Raw genomic sequence first — 18,406 nt, forward strand, 5'->3', positions numbered from 1 at the left:
TCCCCTAACGGCCTTGAACTTTGGAGAATGAAATGAACGAACATGATCTGAGCGGTAAAGTGGCCCTGGTCCAGGGCGGTTCCCGTGGCATTGGCGCAGCCATCGTCAAGCGCCTGGCCGCACACGGCGCCGCAGTGGCCTTCACCTACGTGAGTTCCGCCAGCAAGGCCGAGGCGTTGCGCGACAGCGTCATCGCCGATGGCGGCAAGGCCCTGGCGATCAAGGCCGACAGCGCCAGTGCCGACGAGATCCGCCAGGCGGTCAGCGACACCGTGAAAGCCTTCGGCCGGCTGGATATCCTGGTCAACAATGCCGGCGTATTGGCCATGGGACCACTGGAAACCTTCAGCCTGGAAGACTTCGACCGGACCCTGGCAATCAACGTCCGCAGCGTGTTCATCGCCACCCAGGAAGCCGCACGGCACATGGGCGATGGTGGTCGGATCATCAACATCGGCAGCACCAACGCCGAGCGCATGCCGTTTGCCGGGGGGGCCACCTATGCGATGAGCAAGTCGGCCCTGGTCGGGCTGACCAAGGGCCTGGCGCGCGATCTCGGGCCACGGGGCATCACCGTCAACAACGTGCAACCCGGACCGGTCGACACCGACATGAACCCGGCAAACAGCGAGTTCGCCGATAGCCTGTTGTCGCTGATGGCCAGCGGTCGTTATGGTCACGTCGATGAAATCGCCAGCTTCGTCGCCTACCTCGCAGGGCCGGAGGCGGGCTACATCACCGGCGCCAGCCTGACCATCGATGGTGGTTTCAGCGCCTGACGAGCAGGGGGTCGCCGGGACTTTCCCGGCGACCCAACGCCTGCTCAAGCAAGACCAGGAAGGCCGCGGCGGCCGGCGTCGGTCGATGGGACCAGACCGCATACAGGTGCCGTGACGGCGCGTCGTACACCGGCACCGTCACCACGCCACTGAAACCCTCGGCAATCTTGCTCGGCACCAACCCCACCGCCAGCCCTCGCCGCACGAACTCGCCTACCAGCATCACGTTCCCCGCCTCGAACTGCACCCGGTGGCGCAACCCGGCTGCGGCAAAGGCCTCGTCGGTCTGCCGGCGCCCGGCAGTGCCAGCCTGGAAGTCCACCAGCGGCTGGTCCTCCAACTTCGCCAACGGCAGGCGCTCGTAGCTGGCCAGCGGATGATCGGGCGGCACCACTGCCACCAGTTCCTCCTCTGCCAACAGACGCATCGCCAGTCCCTCGATCTTCTCTCCCGGCCAGAGACCGACGAAGGCCAGGTCCAGCCGGCGTTCACGGACATCCGCCATGAGCAGCTCGCTCTTGCTCATGTTCAGGTGGATGTCCACCTGTGGATAAAGTCCATGGAACCGCGCCAGCAGCTCCACCAGGTCGATCTCGGTCAACGACGAGATCTTGCCGATCGACAGGCTGCCACGCACTTCTCCCGAGACCGCCGCCACCTCGGCGACGATCCGCCGGGTCGCCTCCAGGGCTGGCCGGGCACTGCGCACGAAGGCCTCGCCGGCAGCGGTCAGCCGAACCTTGCGCGAGCTGCGCTCGAACAACGCTGTCCCGAGATGCTCCTCCAGCCGGGCAATCTGGTGGCTGAGCGCCGACTGGACGATATGACAACGCTCCGCCGCCCGGGTGAAGCTGCCTTCGTCCGCCACCGCCAGGGCGTACTCGATCTGTTTCAGGTTCATCGGTTGCATCTCGTTTACAGATGGATGAAATGAAAACAATGCATTGGCGTCATGCTAAGACATTCCGAATACTTCGCACACCTAGATCCCATAACGAGACAGGCAATGTCCGACACAATGAACAAACCCTTGAGTACTGCCCTGATCCTGCTGATGGCGACCGCCACCGGCCTGGCCGTGGCCAGCAACTATTACGCACAGCCGCTGCTGCACACCATCGCCCAACAGCTGGGCCTGAGCATGGCCACCGCCGGGACCATCGTCATCACTGCGCAGCTGAGCTATGGCGCCGGCCTGTTGTTGCTGGTACCGCTCGGCGACCTGTTCGAGCAGCGCCGGCTCATCGTCGTCATGACCCTGATCAGCGCCGTCGGCCTGCTGATCAGTGCCTTCGCCCCGGGCCTGCCCTGGCTGCTGTTGGGCACGGCGCTGACCGGACTGTTCTCGGTGGTGGCCCAGGTGCTGGTCCCCATGGCGGCCAGCCTGACCCCACCAGAGCAACGCGGGCGGGTGGTCGGCACGCTGATGAGCGGCCTGCTGCTGGGCATCCTGCTGGCTCGCACGGCGGCGGGCACCCTGTCATCGTTCGGTGACTGGCGAGCCATCTATCTGCTCGCCGCCGGGCTGATGTTCGTCTGCGCCTTCGCCTTGTCCCGCGCATTGCCACAGCATCGGCAGAATGCCGGCCTGACTTACCCGGCGCTGCTCGGCTCGGTGTTCCGCCTGTTCGTCGAGGAACCGGTCTTGCGCCTGCGAGCGGTTCTGGGCCTGCTGAGCTTCTGCCTGTTCGCACTGTTCTGGACGCCGCTGGCGTTCCTGCTGGCGAACCCGCCCTACGGCTATTCGGATGGAGTGATCGGCCTGTTCGGCCTGGCCGGGGCCGTCGGGGCCATGGCCGCCAACCTCGGCGGACGCATGGCGGACCGCGGCAGGGGTGAGTTCGCCACCACCATCGGCCTGCTGGCGCTGCTGCTGTCCTGGCTGCCATTGGGCTTCGCCGGCCATTCGCTGGCCGCGCTGCTGGTCGGCGTGCTGGTCCTCGACTTCGCCGTGCAACTGGTGCACGTGAGCAACCAGAACGCGGTGTTCAAGGTCCGCCCGGCGGCACGCAACCGCCTGAATGCGGGCTATATCACCTGCTACTTCATCGGCGGCGCACTGGGGTCACTGCTGGGGGCACAGTTGTGGGGGCCTTACGGCTGGAACGGGATCGTCGTCGCCGGCGGGCTGATTTCGGCGCTGGCACTGGGCATCTGGACGCTGGTGCAGCGGCGGATCGGGGCGACGGTGTCGGCCTGATCCGCGAAGAGATCACTCCAGCTCTACATCAGTTCCTGGCCCAATCGATCGCCGGCAAGCCCATCGGCTCCAGGGCGAAGTGCTTGAGCGAGGTCACCACCCGGTCCGCATGATGGTACTTTTCCACCGCCATCGCCGGATCGGGCACCGCCACCGCATACATGCCGGCCGCTTTCGCCGCCGTCACGCCGAACGGTGAATCCTCGAACACCAGGCAATCCTCGGCGGCCACGCCCAGGCGGCTCGCCGCCAGCAGGAAGATATCCGGCGCCGGCTTGGCCTGGCCCACCTGGGGATCGTCGGCGGTGACGATGGTGTCGAACAGCGCGAACCACTCCCGATGCAGGGTGGTCTTGAGTTCGAACGAGCCTCGCGACGAACTGGTCCCTACCGCAATGGGAATGTTGTGCGCCGACAGATGCCGCACCAACGCCTCGGCACCGGCCATCGAACCGGCTTGCGGAAAGCGCTCGCGCATCAGGGGTTCGCGCACCGCGAGAAACTCCTCGGGGCTGATCGGCAACTCCATCGCTTCCACCACATAACGCGCCAGGTCGCCCGCGCCACGGCCAATGATGTTCTGCTTGTGGCTCCAGTCGAAGCGACGGCCATAACGACCGACGATGATCTGGGTGACCTCCGAGTAGATGCCCTCGGTATCAAGCAACAGTCCGTCCATATCGAAAATCACGGCCTTGATCGGGCCCGGGGAAGCAAAATCAACAGCAGTCATCGCATCCGATCCGTATACAGGAAGTTGAACTCAGGGCGGCTCAGGTGCGGCCAGGAAAGTACAAGCCTCGCAGAGCTGGCTGATTGTTTCCATCGTTGAATGACGCGGTGATGTCCAGCCGCGGAAAAATCGCCAACGGAGGGTGTCGCTGCAGGGCCAACGCCGCCCGCCAAATTTGAGCAGTCATTTTCACCAGGGCGCACTATCATGTCCGCAGTTTTTCAAGGCCCGTGGCCATCGCATCGCACAGAGACGCCAGCATGATCCCCAAAGAATCCCGCAGCGAGGTCGCCCTCGCCAAGTTCCTCGACGCCAACCCACACCTGCGCGAAGAGACCCAGGGCCTGAGCCCGACCGAACAGCAGCAGCAATTCCAGTGGGCCTTCGACGACGAGGCCGAGAACCAGGGCATCGAACCCTGGGAACTGACGCTGCAACTGATCGCCGAAAGCCCGGAGGAACTGCAGGCCATGCGCCTGGAAGTGCACCGTGAAGTGGCCGAGGCACTGGGCATGGATTGGGACGAGTACTGCTCGTTCAACGATATTTCCGAAGACTGAGCCCTCCTTTCCCGGCCATTCGTCGATTCGCCGGCACCAACACCCCGCTCGCACGGCCCAATATCAGGTAAGGACTCTCGAACAAGGAGACTGACCATGATGTCCTCAAGACTTGCGACGCTGGTGTTGACCGGCCTGTTGTCATCGGCATCCCTGGCGAGCTTCGCCGCAGAATCGACCACCGGGCCGACCAATCCGGTGGAACAACCCAAGCCGCCACAGCTTCCCGGCGGTATCAATCCCGACAATGGCAGTGTGATCAAGAACGGCGCCCAGCCTCCCGGCAGCAACGGTATCGACCCACGCAACCAGGGCAGCGACACCGGTCGCCAGGGTGGCATGAATACCGATGGCAACGGCCCCATCGGTGACGGCAACACCCCGGGCTCCGGCACCAAGGGCCTGGAGTCGGGTGGAGCCGGTACCCGCTAGAAACCTCCACGGTGCCGACGTGCTGCGCCGGCACCCTTGCGACCCTCACAGCAAGGAGTCAGAAGATGCCACGAGCCAGCAAAGCCAAATACACCGCCGCGCAGAAACGCCAGGCGGCTCGTATCGAATCCAGCTATGAAGAAAGGGGCCTGCCGCCAGCAGAGGCCGAAGCGCGTGCCTGGGCCACCATCAACAAGCAGTCGGGCGGTGGCGAGCGACCTGGCGGCTCCGGGCGCAACAAGTCGGAAGCAGCCAAGGCCAAGTCGCGTTCGGACTCTTCGAAACGTGCAGCCGCCAGCCGCCAGGGTCATCCACGCGACAGCCAGGCCTCGCTGCAGACGCAGAGCAAGGCCAGCCTGCTACAGGAAGCACGGGCCCGGCACATCGTCGGGCGCTACAGGATGCGTAAGCAGGAATTGATCGAGGCGCTGCACAAGACGGCCTGACCCCGACTGAAAGCGTTGGCCGGCGCCTAGCCGGCCACCCGCGAACTTCGTGTCGTGGGCATCTGGTTGCCCTGCAATTCCCCCCGCAACTCGGCTACCAGGTTGGCAATCGCCCGGGAACTGGTCAGTGTCTGGCTGGAGATCCCGGTCACCAGCAGGTCCACCCGACCAGTCGGTTCATCGAAAACCTTGACCGTCAGCGACGCGTCGGGCGCCACCGTGCATTGGCAACGCAGGGGCAGGAATCCGAGCTCGATGATGTTGCGCAGTTCAAGAATTGAAATCACGTCGGTACATCCTTTTGAAGTGACAGGCAAACGGGCACTCATTGCCCGCCTGTGAGCCTAGCAGCCCTACGTCAGTGCTCAAGCTCATGGCTCAACTAAATTTTCCTGTTCCAAGACACGGCAGACGGCTCTATTCTTTTGAATAGATCAATGACGACTTGGAGCATGCACGATGGACACACTGAGCAAATCGGAAATCGAGACCGAACTGGCCTCCCGTTTGCCCAGCTATGAAGTCGAATGCACACTGCATTCCGACGGCACCCTGTCGGCGATCCTCAGCGGCCCGAATGCCGACCACTTCGCCGTGACCGGCATCGTCAGGGCCGACTACCGCGGGCGTGAATCCCTGGCCCGACTGGCCAGGGAGATCCTCGAGGAAATGGTCCTGTCGCGCCAGGGCAGCAAGACCAGTCGACTGCAGCGGCTGTGATCAGTCGCCCTGGTGATGGCTCATCTCCAGCTTCCTGGCCATGTCCAGGTGCATGCGCAACTTGGGCAGGGTCTGTTCGGCGAACGCCTTCAACTCGGCTGACTGCGACTGGCTGGCCTCGTCCTCGAACAGCTTGATCACTTGTTCATGGGCCTTGATCTGGTTGGCCACGTACGCCACGTCGAACGATTCCCCTTCCTGCACCTGCAGGATCATTTTCCTGGCCCGATCCATGATCTGTGCGTCGGAGGCCATCGGCAGGTCGTGCTTGCCGGCAATGGCCTTGAGATCACGATTGGCGTCGGTGTGATCCTTGATCATCTCCACGGCATAGCTGTTGATGTCCGTGGAAGCCGTCTTCTGGATCGCCAGGCGACTGCTCTCGATCTCGGCGATACCGGCCGCCGAGGCGCTGTCGATAAACTCGGCCGGGGTTTGCGCCAGCGCCTGGGTGGCCAGGCTGGCGCCCAGCACCAGGCTGAAAAACATCGGGCATCGTCGTGGGGCCTTGCGGCTCATGGCTGTCCTCCTGCGGAAAAAACCGTGCTTTACCGAATTGGGAATGCCCTGGACGACAAAGGTTTAGAAAAAACGCCACGGCCGCGACGAACGGCAGGCAAAAAAAAGCCCGCGGGAGGGCGGGCAAGGGAAGCTTTTGAACGAGCGATCGGACTATATCCGTGGCGTGGCAGCCTCACAGTGAAAGAATTTTCATCTTCGCCGCGGCTTGCTCCAGGTCATTGCACGAAGGCGCTCGAACAGACATGCCAACCAAAGCAGCAGAGAGTCATTTTCATCAGCTGTTTTTTGAAACAATTGCACAATTCTTCATGAGTCTTCCTCAGCGAAATCACCTATACAGGGTGTATATCCAGCAAAATCCCAGACACCGAACATGACACCGCCGAGCTTCCTCCTGACCTCTCCCAACGCTCCCAGGCATTTCGTCCTTCTGGACCAGAACGGCATCTGCCTGGCATTCAAGAGCTGCCGGGACCGGCCACAGCACGGTAACTGGGTGGGTGTCGAGGAAGTCCGCCTGGCCTGGCTCCATCACCCGCTTCCCGCCCATGCCCGCAGGCCCCAGGACGACCAGGAAACACCTTGAGCGCAAACCGGCCAGGTCATCCGATTGGCGTACCTGTCGGCCCAAGCGCTGTCTCTGGGCCACCCCACGACGTACATCGATCAACCCAGTAACATGCGTATGCGACTCTTTGATCGGGACGCGCCCCCGATCGGTTGGCCGTCCGAGTGGACCTCTCTGGAAAGGAACGCAAATGTTGTGGGTGGTGATGCTCGGTGGAAAACATCCCCGGGCCAAGATAGAAGTGCATGATGTGGCCTTCGTACAGGCCGACAGCCTGGCGGACAGCTATCGGCAACTACGCCAGGATTGGTTCGGCAGCCCGGCCGGCCTGCATATCGATGCGTGGATGCAGGTCGATGGCGTCGAGCGCTGGAAAGTCGGTTTCAGCGACCTGGCTCCGGCCCCCGACTCTCCACGACTGTTCTTCATCAACCTCGGTGGCTACGAGGCTGGCGTCTATGGCGAGGCCCATCGGTATCTGCTGGTGGTTGCCCAGGACCGCGAACAGGCCAAGGCCAAGGGCAAGCGACAGATGCTGCGCGAGTGGGACAAGCACCACACCGACGCCCTGCTCGACGTCGACGACTGCCTGCCGATCGACCAGGTCGGCGGGCGTTATGTCGAACTGCTGGAGGCGCCGCACCGGGGCATCGTGCAGCGTAACGACTACATCATCCTGTCCTGATCAGAGAAACTCGACCCCCGGCAGATCCAGCTGCGGCAGCTCGCCGCCGAGGAAATCGCGGAAGGCCAGGATCCGCTCCTTGCGCAGGCTGCCCTTGAGCCAGACCAGGTAATAGCTGTCCCCGGTGCCGACGGCGCTCTTGAACGGCAGGGCCAGCAGCCCTTCCCGCACGTCTTCCAGCACCAGCCCAAGATCGGCGATCGACACCCCATGACCGCGCATCGCCGCGGCAATGCCCTGGTCGAGGGTCCCGAACACCTTGCCGCGATCGAGCCGGACCTGCTCGTCGCGATCGACACGGCGCAACCAGCGCCGCCAGTCCCGACGATCCGATGACGGATGGATCAACTCATGCTGTTGCAGGGTGTCGAGGCTCCAGGCTTGCGACCCCAGCGCCTTGCTCGCACAAATGGGAATCAACCATTCGTCGAAGAGCTTGCAGCATTCGGTCTGCGCACCGAAATGCCCATCCCCGAGCAGGATCGCGCAGTCATAGGGCTCGGCGTAGAAATCCACGCTGTCGATGTCCATCCACACGCTGGACAACTGAATCGGCAGCCCGGGATCGGTCTCCTTGAGTTTCTCCAGTACCTGCAACAGCCAGCGCATGGTCAGGCTCGACGGGGCCTTGAGCCGCAGGTGGCCGGCATTGGCCCGAAACGGCAGGCAGGCGTCCTCGATCAGCTTGAAGCCAGCCTTGAGTTCCTGGGCCAGGCCTTGCCCGGCGTCGGTCAGTTGCAGTTTCGGGCCCTTTCTCTCGAACAGGTGACAACCGAACAGCTCCTCCAGGTTGCGGATATGCCGGCTGATGGCGCTCTGGGTCAGCGACAGTTCCTCGGCCGCCCGGGTAAACGAGCAGGAGCGCGCCGCCACTTCGAAGGCACGCAGGGCATAGAGCGGGGGGATACGTTCGGCCATCAGCACGCCCATCATGATTAATAATCATAGTTGGTCACAGATTTATCCATTTTTCAAACCGCCTGCATCACCTCAGGCTTGGCCTCCACGAATCCCCGGCTACAGGCGACCTTCCTGCCATGAACTTCTCGTTGCTGCTGCTCTACCTGCTCAGTGTTGCCCTGCTGATCGTCACGCCCGGACCGGTGGTCGCGCTGGCCATCAACACCAGCCTGAAGGCCGGCACCGGCCGCGCCCTGCTCACGGTGCTCGGCACCAATGGCGCCTCGCTGGTCCTTGCCCTGCTGGCGATCCTGATCCTGGCCGGCAGCCTATCGCTCAACGAACAGTTGCTGAACCTGGTGAGCTTCGCAGGCTGCCTGTTCATCGGCCACCTGGGTCTCCAGGGGCTCAAGGACGCCCTGCGCACGCCAGTCGACGATCGCCCGCAACAAGCACTACCCAGTTCACGCAGCGGATTTGTGAAAGGTTTCCTGGTGGGCATCTCCAACCCCAAGGACATCATCTTTTTCGTGTCCTTCTTCCCGCAGTTCATCCAGATCACCCCGTCGTTCGGCCACAGCGCCCTGCTGCTGACCGTACTTTGGGTACTGGTCGATTTCAGCATCCTGGGCCTGTACATCCACCTGGCCAGCCGCATGTTTTCCGCCCGGCACAAGGCCAGGGTGACGTTCGCCTCCAGTCTGGTGCTGCTGTTGGTGGCGATCTTCGGTGCCGGCTATGCGGCCCGCTCGCTGCTGGTGGCGCTGCATTGAAAGGCGTATTTCAGTCATCATTCGATCAATGAATGATGATTAGCGCCATCCGGTGTTTCTGCTAGGGTCGGTGCATTCGAACAGAGAGCTCACGGGATGAACGCACTCGAACAGCACAGCTTGTCCGTCAACGGCATCACGCTGAGCGTGCAGGTGGCGGGCCCCCAGGAGGGGCGGCCGGTCTGGCTGCTGCACGGGTTCCCCGAGTGCTGGCATTCCTGGCGCAAGCAGGTACCGGCGCTGATAGAGGCCGGTTATCGGGTCTTCGTCCCGGAAATGCGCGGCTATGGCCGCAGCAGTGCACCGCAGGACAGCGCGGCCTATGCACTGCTGACCCTTTGCGGCGACATCCAGGCGGCCATGCAGGCCTTCGGTCATGAACAGGTCGCCATGATCGGCCACGACTGGGGGGCACCGGTGGCCTGGCACCTGGCGCTGCTGGAACCCCAGCGGGTCCGCGCGCTGGTCGCCCTGTCGGTGCCCTTCGCCGGTCGCTCCAAACGCCCGGCGATCGAAAGCATGCGCGAGTTCTTCGCCGACCGGTTCAACTACATCCTCTACTTCCAGAAGCCGGGCGTCGCCGAACAGGAACTGGATGCGGACATCGATCGCACCCTGCGCACCTTCATGGGCGATACCGAGGTGTTCCTGCAGAGCAAGCCGGCCGATGCCAGGCTGTTCGATGGCGTGGCCTGCCCCGCTGCACTGCCGCACTGGTGTAGCGAGGAAGACTTCGAAGCCTATCGCCAGACCTTCGCCGGCAAAGGCTTCCACGGCGCCCTGAACTGGTACCGCAACTTCGAGCGCAACTGGCAGGAAACCGAATGCCTGGCCGGGGCCCAGGTAGGACAACCGACGCTGTTCATGGTCGGCGACCGCGATCCGGTCGGTGCCCTGGAAGCGCATACGATCAAGCGCATGCCCAATGTGGTGCCAAACCTGGAACAGCGGGTCCTGAAGGATTGCGGGCACTGGATCCAGAACGAAAAGCCCGAGGAGGTGAACGCGGCGCTGCTCGATTTTCTTGGGAGGCATTACCCGTAGGGGAACTCAGGGGCCTGCTGCGAAGCATCAGCCTGCAGCGCCACTGCTGGACCAAGCTGATCAATACACAGACCGCAGCAACGACCAGGGTAATGCCTTCACGGCCAATCTCATAACCGAAGACCCTGACCATTCAGGCAATCGCCAGGGCCTTCATGGCGACGGAGGCAACACTGGCACCTACGGCCCCGGCCAGCCACTCGCCGGCGACAGAGCCTCCTAAAAGCGCGAGGGGATCGCCTTTCAGAAGAGTGTTGGAGAAGCCAGACAGCAAAAAGCCCCGGAGCTATTAACTACCGGGGCTTTGCGAATTTGGCGGTGAAGGAGAGATTCGAACTCTCGATACAGTTTCCTGTATACACACTTTCCAGGCGTGCTCCTTAAGCCACTCGGACACTTCACCGTATCTCGTCAAACCGATTCAGTCTGTCGAGGCGCGCTAATGTAGTCGAAAGCGTTCCCGATGGCAAAGGTTTTTTTCAGAATTTTCATGCGGTTAAGTCAAATAGTCGATTTTTCGCCAGGGACGCCCGCCTCGATCAGGGCAAACCCGCCAATCTCCGGCCCCGCCTGCGGCCTGCGGCACCGATGAAGCAGGCGCCTGGCAGCCCCTCGGCGCCCAACCAGGGGCCAAAGCCTGACTCACCAGTCAGTCACGGCGCTTTACCTGCCCGGTGCGGCTGGGTAACGTCTGCTCCACTTCTATATAAGGAATTGCGTCATGAGTGAATTGATCTCCTACCACCTCGAAGACGGTATCGCGACGCTGACCTTGAGCAATGGCAAGGTCAACGCCATTTCCCCCGACGTGATTACCGCCTTCAATGCCGCCCTGGACCAGGCCACCACCGACCGCGCCGTGGTGATCATCACCGGCCAGCCCGGCATCCTGTCCGGCGGCTATGACCTGAAAGTGATGACCGCCGGGCCCAAGGAAGCCGTCAGCCTGGTGACTGCCGGCTCGACCCTCGCCCGCCGCCTGCTGTCCCACCCGTTCCCGGTGATCGTCGCCTGCCCCGGCCACGCCGTCGCCAAGGGCGCCTTCCTGCTGTTGTCGGCCGACTACCGCATCGGTGTCGACGGTCCCTTCAGTATCGGCCTGAACGAAGTGCAGATCGGCATGACCATGCACCACGCCGGCATCGAGCTGGCCCGCGACCGGTTGCGCCGCTCGGCCTTCCATCGCTCGGTGATCAATGGCGAAATGTTCTCGCCCAAAGATGCCGTGGATGCCGGTTTCCTCGACAAGTTGGTCGCCCCAGAAGCCCTGTTGGAAACGGCACTGAACGCCGCCCAGCAGTTGAAGAAGATCAACATGAATGCGCACAAGAAAACCAAGCTGAAAGTACGCAAGGAATTGCTGGAAACCCTCGACAACGCGATCATCCTCGATCAGGAACACCTGAACTGATCCCCTGACAGGCCACATCGCAAAGCCCGACCTCGCGTCGGGCTTTTTCTTGCCTGTATAGCTCCACATCCAGTCGATCGAAGGGCTAAAACCCATACCCTTGATTGCCGTATCCGGTCCTCCTGGCATCGATTGCCGAATCCAGTGCACAACCGTACACTGCCTGACCTTTTGCCAGGGAAGCTCGCCAGATGCTGTTCGTATTGCGCATGTCATTGATGGGACTGCACTTCATTATTGCCGGGCTTCTCGGCCTGCTGCTCGTGCTCTGCCGCCCCTTCAACCCGGACAACAGCCGGCTCTGCGCGCGCGTCTATGCCCGCCCGGCCATGCGCATCCTGCGCCTGAAGCTCGACAGCGAAATCGAGTCTCTACGCGATCAATCGCAGAGCTGCGTGCTCATCGCCAATCACCAGTCCAACTACGACCTGTTCGTGTTCGGCAACGTGGTGCCCCGGCGCACCGTCGCCATCGGCAAGAAAAGCCTCAAGTGGGTGCCGTTCTTCGGCCAGATTTTCTGGCTGGCGGGCAATGTACTGATCGATCGCGGCAATGCCTACCAGGCACGGCGGGCGATGCGGACCACCACCGACACCCTGCAACGCAAGGACACGTCGATCTGGGTGTTTCCCGAGGGCACCCGCAACCAGGGCCAGGAGTTGCTGGCCTTCAAGAAAGGTGCGTTCCAGATGGCGATCGCCGCCGGCGTGCCGATCGTGCCAGTGTGTGCCAGCAACTACGTCCGGCATATGCGCCTCAATCGCTGGCGCAGCGGCCAGGTGATGATTCGCTCGCTGCCGGCGATCCCCACTGCCGGGCTGACCTCGGAAGACGTGCCCAGGCTGATGGCGCAGTGCCGGGAACAGATGCGCGAATGCATCGAGGCGATGGATCGGCAGGTACAGGCCGAGACAGCCTGAGCGTTGTCGTTGCAGGCATTTATCGTGGGGGACCGCATCGACTAAAAGCCCTGTGCAAGGCATCGCAATCTTCTGGAGAGAGGCCAGGCAGGCTAAGCTGCACTTGTCTTTCCCCTTCAAAAGAAGAAGCGATCAGCATTATGGGTAGAGTCGTTGCGGCCGCGGTGTACAGCGCCGGCAAGAAAGTCACCAATATCACCCTCGACGAAGGCGCCGCCTGGGCGGCAAAACCGGGACACTTCGTCTGGATCGGCCTGGAAGAACCCAACGCCCAGGAGCTGGCCAACCTGCAGAAGCAGTTCAACCTGCATGAACTGGCCATCGAGGATGCCCTGGAAAAACACAGCCGGCCGAAACTGGAAACCTTCGGCGATGCGCTGTTCATCGTCACCTATTCGCCGATCCGCAACGAGGGCAAGCTGGAGTTCATCGAGACCCACATCTTTGCCGGCAAGGGCTACATCATCACTTGCCGCAACGGGCACTCGAAATCCTATGCCCATGTCCGTCAACGCTGCGAAGCCCGCCCGCTCCTGCTGGAGCACGGCGAGGACTTCGTACTCTATGCCCTGCTCGACTTCGTCACCGAGAGCTACCAGCCGGTCAGCGAAGCCATTCACGCCGAGATCGACGAACTGGAGAGGAACATACTCTGCAGCACGCTGAACGAGGGGGATATCCAGCGCATCCACCATCTGCGTCGCGACGTGCTGCGCCTGCGCCGCCATGTGGCGCCGATGGTCGAAATCAGCGAAGAGGTCTCGCGCCTGGCCTTCCCGTTCATCGACAAGAACATGCGTCCGTATTTTCGCGATGTGCAGATCCACGTGACCCGGCAGATGGAAGACCTGGCGACGCTGCGCGACATCGCCAGCCAGACCATCGAGATCGGCGCACTGCTGGAGTCGACCCGGCAGAGTATCGTGCAACGCAAGTTCGCCGCCTGGGCGGCGATCCTGGCGTTTCCCACGGCGGTCGCCGGGATCTACGGGATGAACTTCCAGAACATGCCGGAGCTGAGCTGGCACTACGGCTACTTCACCGTGCTCGGGGCGATTGTCATTGGCTGCACGGCCTTGTGGGCCAGCTTCAAGCGCTCGGGCTGGCTGTGAACCCGGCCTGCAGGTGATCCGGGCCTATGGCAAGCCTGCCTCCCCGAGGGAGACATGGCCCTGGACTGGCCCAAAAAACCGGGAATCAGGCGGACTTGGCTTGCGGCTTGTGCGCGACGAAACGCATCATCCATTCCGCCACCGTCGTGCCGTGATGATCCTGATCGAGGCTGGCGATGCCCTTGGAGTAGATCGTCTCGCCAAGGTTCTGCTGGCGAATGTCCAGCAGCGCCCGCGAGTAGTCATGGATGAATTCGGGATGGCCCTGGAAGCACAGCACCTGGTCGTTGATGTGGTACGCCGCGTACGGGCAGAAATCGCTGCTGGCGATGACCGTGGCGTTCTCCGGCAATTCGGTGACCTGGTCCTGATGGCTGATCAGCAGCGTCAGCTCTTCACGCACCGGGCTCATCCAGGGGGCCTTGGCCGCCATCTTGTACTGGTGGATGCCGACGCCCCAGCCCTGGTGCGCGCGCTCGGTCTTGCCGCCCAGCAGCAACGCCAGCAACTGGTGGCCGAAGCAGATCCCCAGCAGTTTGTCGCCACGCTCGTAGCGGTTCAGCAGGTAGGTCTTGAGGGTCTGGATCCACGGGTCGCTGCCGAAGGAGTCGGCCTTGCTGCCCGTCACCAGGTAGGCGTCGAAAGTCAGGTCGTCACTCGGATAATGGCCCTGCATCACGTTGTAGATACTGAACTCGGCAGTGATTGGCTGGCGGGAGAACAGACGCTCGAACATCTTCCCATAGCCCTGATACTGCTCGACCAGCTCTGGACGCAGGACATCGGTTTCCAGAATGCAGATGTGTAACGACATAAAAGTACCTGACGCGAAAGACCAAGGAGTGAAATCCGAGCCTGCCCTGAAACACGCGTCCAAGGCAAGCACGGAACACATCGGCGCCAGGCCAGGTTCAGCTCGCGCCCCTCAGAACCGCTCGTCCCTGGCGGCCTTGTCCAGCAGCAGCGCTGGCGGCGCGAACCGCTCGCCATACTGTTCGCTCAAGTAGCGGGCCCGGGCGACGAAATCCGCCAGGCCGTACTGGTTGATGAACTGCAGCGCGCCGCCGCTCCAGGCGGCAAAGCCGATGCCGAAGATCGAACCGACGTTGGCATCCGCCGTCGACTGCAATACCCCCTCTTCCAGGCAACGCACGGTTTCCAGGGCCTGTACGAAAAGCAGCCGGTCGCGCACATCGCGTGGTGGGATCTGCCGCTCGGGCTTCTCGAAGTGCAGCTTCAGGTCCGGCCACAGGTGCTTCTGCCCACCCGCCGGGTAATCGTAGAACCCACCGCCCGCCGCCTTGCCCGGACGCTCGAACGCCAGCAGGCGGTCGATCACCGCAAACGCCGGATGATCCGGCACCGACCGGCCTTCAGCCAGCAGGTCACGGGCGGTCTGCTGGCGGATATGACTCATCAGGCTCAGCGACACCTCGTCGGAGACCGCCAGCGGCCCTACCGGCATGCCGGCCTTGCGCGCCTCGTTCTCGATCAGCGCCGCCGTGATGCCCTCGCCGAGCATGGCAATGCCTTCGTTGGTGAAGGTGCCGAATACCCGTGAAGTGAAGAAACCGCGACGGTCGTTGACCACGATCGGCGTCTTGCGGATCTGCTGGACGAAATCGAAGCCCCGGGCCAGGGTTTCGTCACTGGTCTGCGCGCCCTTGATGATCTCCACCAATGGCATCTTCTCCACCGGGCTGAAGAAATGCAGGCCGATGAACTTGTCCGGTCGCGGCACCGCCGTCGCCAGGCCGGTGATGGGCAGGGTCGACGTATTGGAGGCGATCACCGCCTCGGCATCGACCACCCGTTGCGCGGCCGCCGACACCCGGGCCTTGAGGTCGCGATCCTCGAACACCGCCTCGATGATCAGGTCGCAGCCAGCCAGGTCGTCATCCGTGGCCGTTGGCTGGATCCGCCCGAGCGTCACCTCACGCTGCTCAGGGCTCAACCGGCCGCGGGCCACCTGCTTGTCCAGCAACGCCGCCGAGCGGGCCTTGCCCTGCTCGGCGACCGCCAGGCTGACGTCCTTGAGCACCACCTCGATGCCGGCCACGGCGCTGACATGGGCAATACCCGCGCCCATCATCCCGGCCCCGAGCACGCCGACCTTGCGGGTGACATGGGGCTCGATCCCCCTGGGACGCGAACCGCCGGCGTTGATCTCGTTCAACTGGAACCAGAAGGTGCCGATCATGTTCTTCGCCACCTGGCCGGTGGCGAGCTCGGTGAAATAGCGGGTCTCGATCAGGTGCGCGGTGTCGAAATCGACCTGGGCGCCCTCCACCGCCGCGCAGAGGATTTTCTCCGGGGCCGGGAAACAGCCGTAGGTCTTGCAGCGCAGGATCGACGGCGCAATGGCGAGCATCTGCGCGACCTTGGGGTCGCTCGGCATGCCACCCGGCAGTCGATACCCCGGCAGGTCCCAGGGCTGACGAGCCTGGGGATGTTCGATGATCCACGCGCGGGCCTTGGCCAACATGTCGTCGACGTCGCTCGCCAGTTCACCGAGCAGGCCGGCCTGCAGCGCCTGCCGAGCCGAGAGCTTCTTGCCTTCGAGCAGGTACGGCAGGGCCTTCTCCAGGCCCAGCAGGCGCACCATGCGCACCACCCCGCCCCCGCCGGGCAGCAGGCCCAGGGTGACTTCCGGCAAGCCCAGTTGCACGGCCTTGTCGTCCAGGGCGATGCGGTGCTGGCAGGCCAGGCAGATCTCCCAGCCACCCCCCAGGGCGGCACCGTTGATCGCGGCCACCACCGGCCGCTGCAGGGTTTCCAGCGCCCGTAACTGCGCCTTCAGCTCGAGTACGCCGTCATGGAAGGCTTGCGCGTGCGCTGGCGTGACCTTGATCAACTCGTTGAGATCACCACCGGCAAAGAAGGTCGGCTTCGCCGAAGTGATGATCACCCCGGCCAGCTCCTCGCGCTCGGCGGTCAGGCGTGCCACGCAGCCGGCCATCGCCTCGCGGTAGGCGGCATTCATGGTGTTGGCCGTCTGGCCGGGCATGTCCAGGGTCAGGACAACGATCCGGTCGGCACCCTTTTCGTAGCGAATGGCATCAGTCATGGCAGGTTTCCCGATCGGTTCAGAGACGTTCGATGATGGTGGCAATGCCCATGCCGCCACCGACGCAAAGCGTGGCCAGGCCGTAGCGCAACTGCCGCTGCTCGAGCTCGTCGAGCAGCGTGCCGAGAATCGCGCACCCGGTGGCGCCCAGTGGATGGCCCAGGGCTATCGAGCCGCCGTTGACGTTGACCTTGTGCGGGTCGACCGCCATGTCCCGGATGAACTTGAGCACCACCGAGGCAAAGGCCTCGTTGACCTCGAACAGGTCGATATCGCCAATCTGCAGGCCAGCCTTGGCCAGGGCCTTGCGGGTGGCTGGCGCGGGCCCGGTGAGCATGATGGTCGGGTCGGTCGCGGTGACCGCGCTCGCGACGATCCGCGCCCGCGGCCGCAGGCCCAGCTCACGGCCCTTGTCCGCCGAGCCGATGAGCATCAGTGCGGCACCGTCGACGATTCCGGAACTGTTGCCCGGGGTGTGTACATGCCGGATACGCTCGACATGGCTGTAGACCCGCAGGGCCGTCGCATCGAAGCCCATCTGCCCGATCATTTCGAAACTCGGCTTGAGTTGCCCCAGGCCCTCGAGGGTCGAGTCGGCCCGAATGAACTCGTCATGGTCGAGCAGCACGATGCCGTTCTGGTCGAGCACAGGCACCAGGGACTTGCGGAACGCCCCGGCCGCCCGCGCCCGCGCGGCCTTCTGCTGCGACTGCAGGGCGAAGCCATCGACATCCTGGCGACTGAAGCCTTCCAGCGTGGCGATCAGGTCCGCGCCGATGCCCTGGGGCGTGAAGTGGCAGTGCAGGTTGGTCTGCGGGTCGAGCACCCAGGCGCCGCCGTCGCTGCCCATCGGCACCCGTGACATGGACTCGACGCCACCGACCACCACCAGGTCCTCGAAACCCGAACGGACCTTCATCGCGCCCAGGTTCACCGCCTCCAGGCCCGAGGCACAGAAGCGGTTGACCTGCACCCCGGCGACACTGACATCCCAATCCGCCACCAACGCCGCCGTCCTGGCGATATCGGCACCCTGGTCGCCCACCGGCGTCACGCAACCGAGAACGATGTCATCCACTTCACGTGTATCGAGCCCGGTGCGCTGTTGCAATGCCGTCAACAGGCCAGCCAACAGGTTGACCGGCTTGACGCTGTACAAGGCGCCACCGGCCTTGCCCTTGCCCCGGGGCGTACGCACCGCATCGAATATCAGAGCCTCTGTCATGACGTCCTCGAACCGTTCAGGTGGGGAGAAAAGCCGCGTTCCCACCTTAGGCCCGACCCGCCAGGATTCAATGACCGAACCGCTCATCGGCCTTGACCCTCACGCTCGGACGAACGGTAGCCTGCTAAGGGCCTGATCGTTCGGGTGCCTGCAAGTGTCTAGCAAAAGGCCCGCTAGCCAGCTGGCTATCTGCCTCATGCCTTTTTAGAAGCTTAATCAACTAAATACATGGCAAAGAGTTCTAAACCAAGTGTGACGCGGGCCCTAAGGTTATTCCTGTGGAGTGGCCGCCGGGTTTTGCCGGGGCAC

The 18,406-nt window shown here is 63.1% G+C and carries 21 protein-coding genes and 1 tRNA gene; 13 read left to right on the top strand and 9 right to left on the bottom strand.

From position 1 onward, the window contains the following. The first annotated feature begins 32 nt into the window (after nucleotides 1-32). Nucleotides 33-779 carry a 3-oxoacyl-ACP reductase family protein gene (locus HU752_RS24145; protein ID WP_186681400.1) on the top strand — a complete coding sequence of 249 codons (747 nt, stop codon included), beginning with the start codon at nucleotides 33-35 and terminating at the stop codon, nucleotides 777-779. Here HU752_RS24145 and HU752_RS24150 read toward each other — a convergent pair. Further along, on the bottom strand, nucleotides 769-1,680 hold the full coding sequence (locus HU752_RS24150; protein ID WP_186681402.1) for a LysR family transcriptional regulator: 912 nt from the start codon (nucleotides 1,678-1,680) through the stop codon (nucleotides 769-771). The two genes, HU752_RS24145 and HU752_RS24150, sit on opposite strands and share 11 nt — an antisense overlap. Nucleotides 1,681-1,785: 105 nt before the next feature. Here HU752_RS24150 and HU752_RS24155 point away from each other — a divergent pair, with 105 nt between their 5' ends. Further along, nucleotides 1,786-2,979 (top strand): MFS transporter, encoded by a 1,194-nt coding sequence (locus HU752_RS24155; RefSeq protein WP_225920066.1) that lies wholly within the window; start codon nucleotides 1,786-1,788, stop codon nucleotides 2,977-2,979. A gap of 28 nt (nucleotides 2,980-3,007) precedes the next feature. Here the strand turns inward: HU752_RS24155 and HU752_RS24160 are convergent, their stop codons facing one another. Beyond that, nucleotides 3,008-3,712 (bottom strand): HAD-IA family hydrolase, encoded by a 705-nt coding sequence (locus HU752_RS24160; protein ID WP_186681403.1) that lies wholly within the window; start codon nucleotides 3,710-3,712, stop codon nucleotides 3,008-3,010. A 260-nt stretch (nucleotides 3,713-3,972) separates the two neighbouring features. Between HU752_RS24160 and HU752_RS24165 the strand changes: the two genes are divergently transcribed. The 3 genes from HU752_RS24165 (at nucleotide 3,973) to HU752_RS24175 (ending at nucleotide 5,150) form a co-directional block, all read left to right on the top strand. Continuing rightward, on the top strand, nucleotides 3,973-4,272 hold the full coding sequence (locus HU752_RS24165) for a DUF6388 family protein (protein ID WP_186681405.1): 300 nt from the start codon (nucleotides 3,973-3,975) through the stop codon (nucleotides 4,270-4,272). Nucleotides 4,273-4,368: 96 nt separating this feature from the next. Further along, a complete protein-coding gene (locus tag HU752_RS24170) occupies nucleotides 4,369-4,704 on the top strand; it encodes a hypothetical protein (protein WP_186681407.1) in 336 nt (111 codons plus the stop codon). Nucleotides 4,705-4,769: 65 nt separating this feature from the next. Continuing rightward, nucleotides 4,770-5,150, top strand: coding sequence for a termination factor Rho (locus HU752_RS24175; protein WP_186681409.1), 381 nt, complete (start codon nucleotides 4,770-4,772; stop codon nucleotides 5,148-5,150). A 26-nt stretch (nucleotides 5,151-5,176) separates the two neighbouring features. Here the strand turns inward: HU752_RS24175 and HU752_RS24180 are convergent, their stop codons facing one another. After that, on the bottom strand, nucleotides 5,177-5,437 hold the full coding sequence (locus tag HU752_RS24180; protein WP_186681411.1) for a DUF1652 domain-containing protein: 261 nt from the start codon (nucleotides 5,435-5,437) through the stop codon (nucleotides 5,177-5,179). A gap of 172 nt (nucleotides 5,438-5,609) precedes the next feature. Between HU752_RS24180 and HU752_RS24185 the strand changes: the two genes are divergently transcribed. Beyond that, nucleotides 5,610-5,870: a hypothetical protein gene (locus HU752_RS24185; protein ID WP_186681412.1), complete on the top strand. Its 261-nt coding sequence runs from the start codon at nucleotides 5,610-5,612 to the stop codon at nucleotides 5,868-5,870. On the opposite strand, the gene HU752_RS24190 is transcribed toward HU752_RS24185, so the two are convergent. Next, a complete protein-coding gene (locus HU752_RS24190; RefSeq protein WP_186681414.1) occupies nucleotides 5,871-6,389 on the bottom strand; it encodes a DUF4142 domain-containing protein in 519 nt (172 codons plus the stop codon). A 376-nt stretch (nucleotides 6,390-6,765) separates the two neighbouring features. Here HU752_RS24190 and HU752_RS24195 point away from each other — a divergent pair, with 376 nt between their 5' ends. Then, complete coding sequence (locus tag HU752_RS24195) at nucleotides 6,766-6,978, top strand: hypothetical protein (RefSeq protein WP_186681416.1); 213 nt, start codon at nucleotides 6,766-6,768, stop codon at nucleotides 6,976-6,978. 172 nt (nucleotides 6,979-7,150) lie between these two features. Then, nucleotides 7,151-7,645, top strand: coding sequence for a DUF1543 domain-containing protein (locus HU752_RS24200; protein WP_186681418.1), 495 nt, complete (start codon nucleotides 7,151-7,153; stop codon nucleotides 7,643-7,645). Here the strand turns inward: HU752_RS24200 and HU752_RS24205 are convergent, their stop codons facing one another. Further along, nucleotides 7,646-8,563 (bottom strand): LysR substrate-binding domain-containing protein, encoded by a 918-nt coding sequence (locus tag HU752_RS24205; protein ID WP_186681584.1) that lies wholly within the window; start codon nucleotides 8,561-8,563, stop codon nucleotides 7,646-7,648. A 119-nt stretch (nucleotides 8,564-8,682) separates the two neighbouring features. Here HU752_RS24205 and HU752_RS24210 point away from each other — a divergent pair, with 119 nt between their 5' ends. Beyond that, nucleotides 8,683-9,318 (top strand): LysE family translocator, encoded by a 636-nt coding sequence (locus HU752_RS24210; protein WP_186681420.1) that lies wholly within the window; start codon nucleotides 8,683-8,685, stop codon nucleotides 9,316-9,318. A 96-nt stretch (nucleotides 9,319-9,414) separates the two neighbouring features. Further along, entirely contained in the window at nucleotides 9,415-10,362 is a 948-nt protein-coding gene (locus HU752_RS24215; RefSeq protein ID WP_186681422.1) for an alpha/beta fold hydrolase, read from the top strand. A 313-nt stretch (nucleotides 10,363-10,675) separates the two neighbouring features. Here the strand turns inward: HU752_RS24215 and HU752_RS24220 are convergent. Then, a tRNA-Ser gene (locus tag HU752_RS24220) sits at nucleotides 10,676-10,765 on the bottom strand. Between the two features lie 318 nt (nucleotides 10,766-11,083). Between HU752_RS24220 and HU752_RS24225 the strand changes: the two genes are divergently transcribed. The 3 genes from HU752_RS24225 to HU752_RS24235 all read left to right on the top strand — a co-directional run bounded on the left by HU752_RS24225 (nucleotide 11,084) and on the right by HU752_RS24235 (nucleotide 13,805). Next, nucleotides 11,084-11,773 carry a crotonase/enoyl-CoA hydratase family protein gene (locus HU752_RS24225; RefSeq protein WP_186681423.1) on the top strand — a complete coding sequence of 230 codons (690 nt, stop codon included), beginning with the start codon at nucleotides 11,084-11,086 and terminating at the stop codon, nucleotides 11,771-11,773. A gap of 191 nt (nucleotides 11,774-11,964) precedes the next feature. Beyond that, a complete protein-coding gene (locus HU752_RS24230; protein WP_186681425.1) occupies nucleotides 11,965-12,693 on the top strand; it encodes a lysophospholipid acyltransferase family protein in 729 nt (242 codons plus the stop codon). Between the two features lie 140 nt (nucleotides 12,694-12,833). Continuing rightward, a complete protein-coding gene (locus tag HU752_RS24235) occupies nucleotides 12,834-13,805 on the top strand; it encodes a magnesium and cobalt transport protein CorA (protein WP_186681427.1) in 972 nt (323 codons plus the stop codon). Between the two features lie 85 nt (nucleotides 13,806-13,890). Here the strand turns inward: HU752_RS24235 and HU752_RS24240 are convergent, their stop codons facing one another. From HU752_RS24240 to HU752_RS24250, 3 genes are all read right to left on the bottom strand, one after another. Next, on the bottom strand, nucleotides 13,891-14,619 hold the full coding sequence (locus tag HU752_RS24240) for an amidotransferase (protein ID WP_186681429.1): 729 nt from the start codon (nucleotides 14,617-14,619) through the stop codon (nucleotides 13,891-13,893). Between the two features lie 111 nt (nucleotides 14,620-14,730). Further along, the gene (locus tag HU752_RS24245; protein ID WP_186681431.1) at nucleotides 14,731-16,872 is read right to left on the bottom strand and encodes a 3-hydroxyacyl-CoA dehydrogenase NAD-binding domain-containing protein; all 2,142 of its coding nucleotides are present in this window, start codon (nucleotides 16,870-16,872) and stop codon (nucleotides 14,731-14,733) included. A gap of 19 nt (nucleotides 16,873-16,891) precedes the next feature. After that, nucleotides 16,892-18,097, bottom strand: a complete 1,206-nt coding sequence (locus HU752_RS24250) for an acetyl-CoA C-acetyltransferase (protein WP_186681433.1) — start codon at nucleotides 18,095-18,097, stop codon at nucleotides 16,892-16,894. Nucleotides 18,098-18,406 lie beyond the last annotated feature (309 nt).

This window comes from Pseudomonas vanderleydeniana (assembly GCF_014268755.2).
Classification (GTDB): domain Bacteria; phylum Pseudomonadota; class Gammaproteobacteria; order Pseudomonadales; family Pseudomonadaceae; genus Aquipseudomonas; species Aquipseudomonas vanderleydeniana.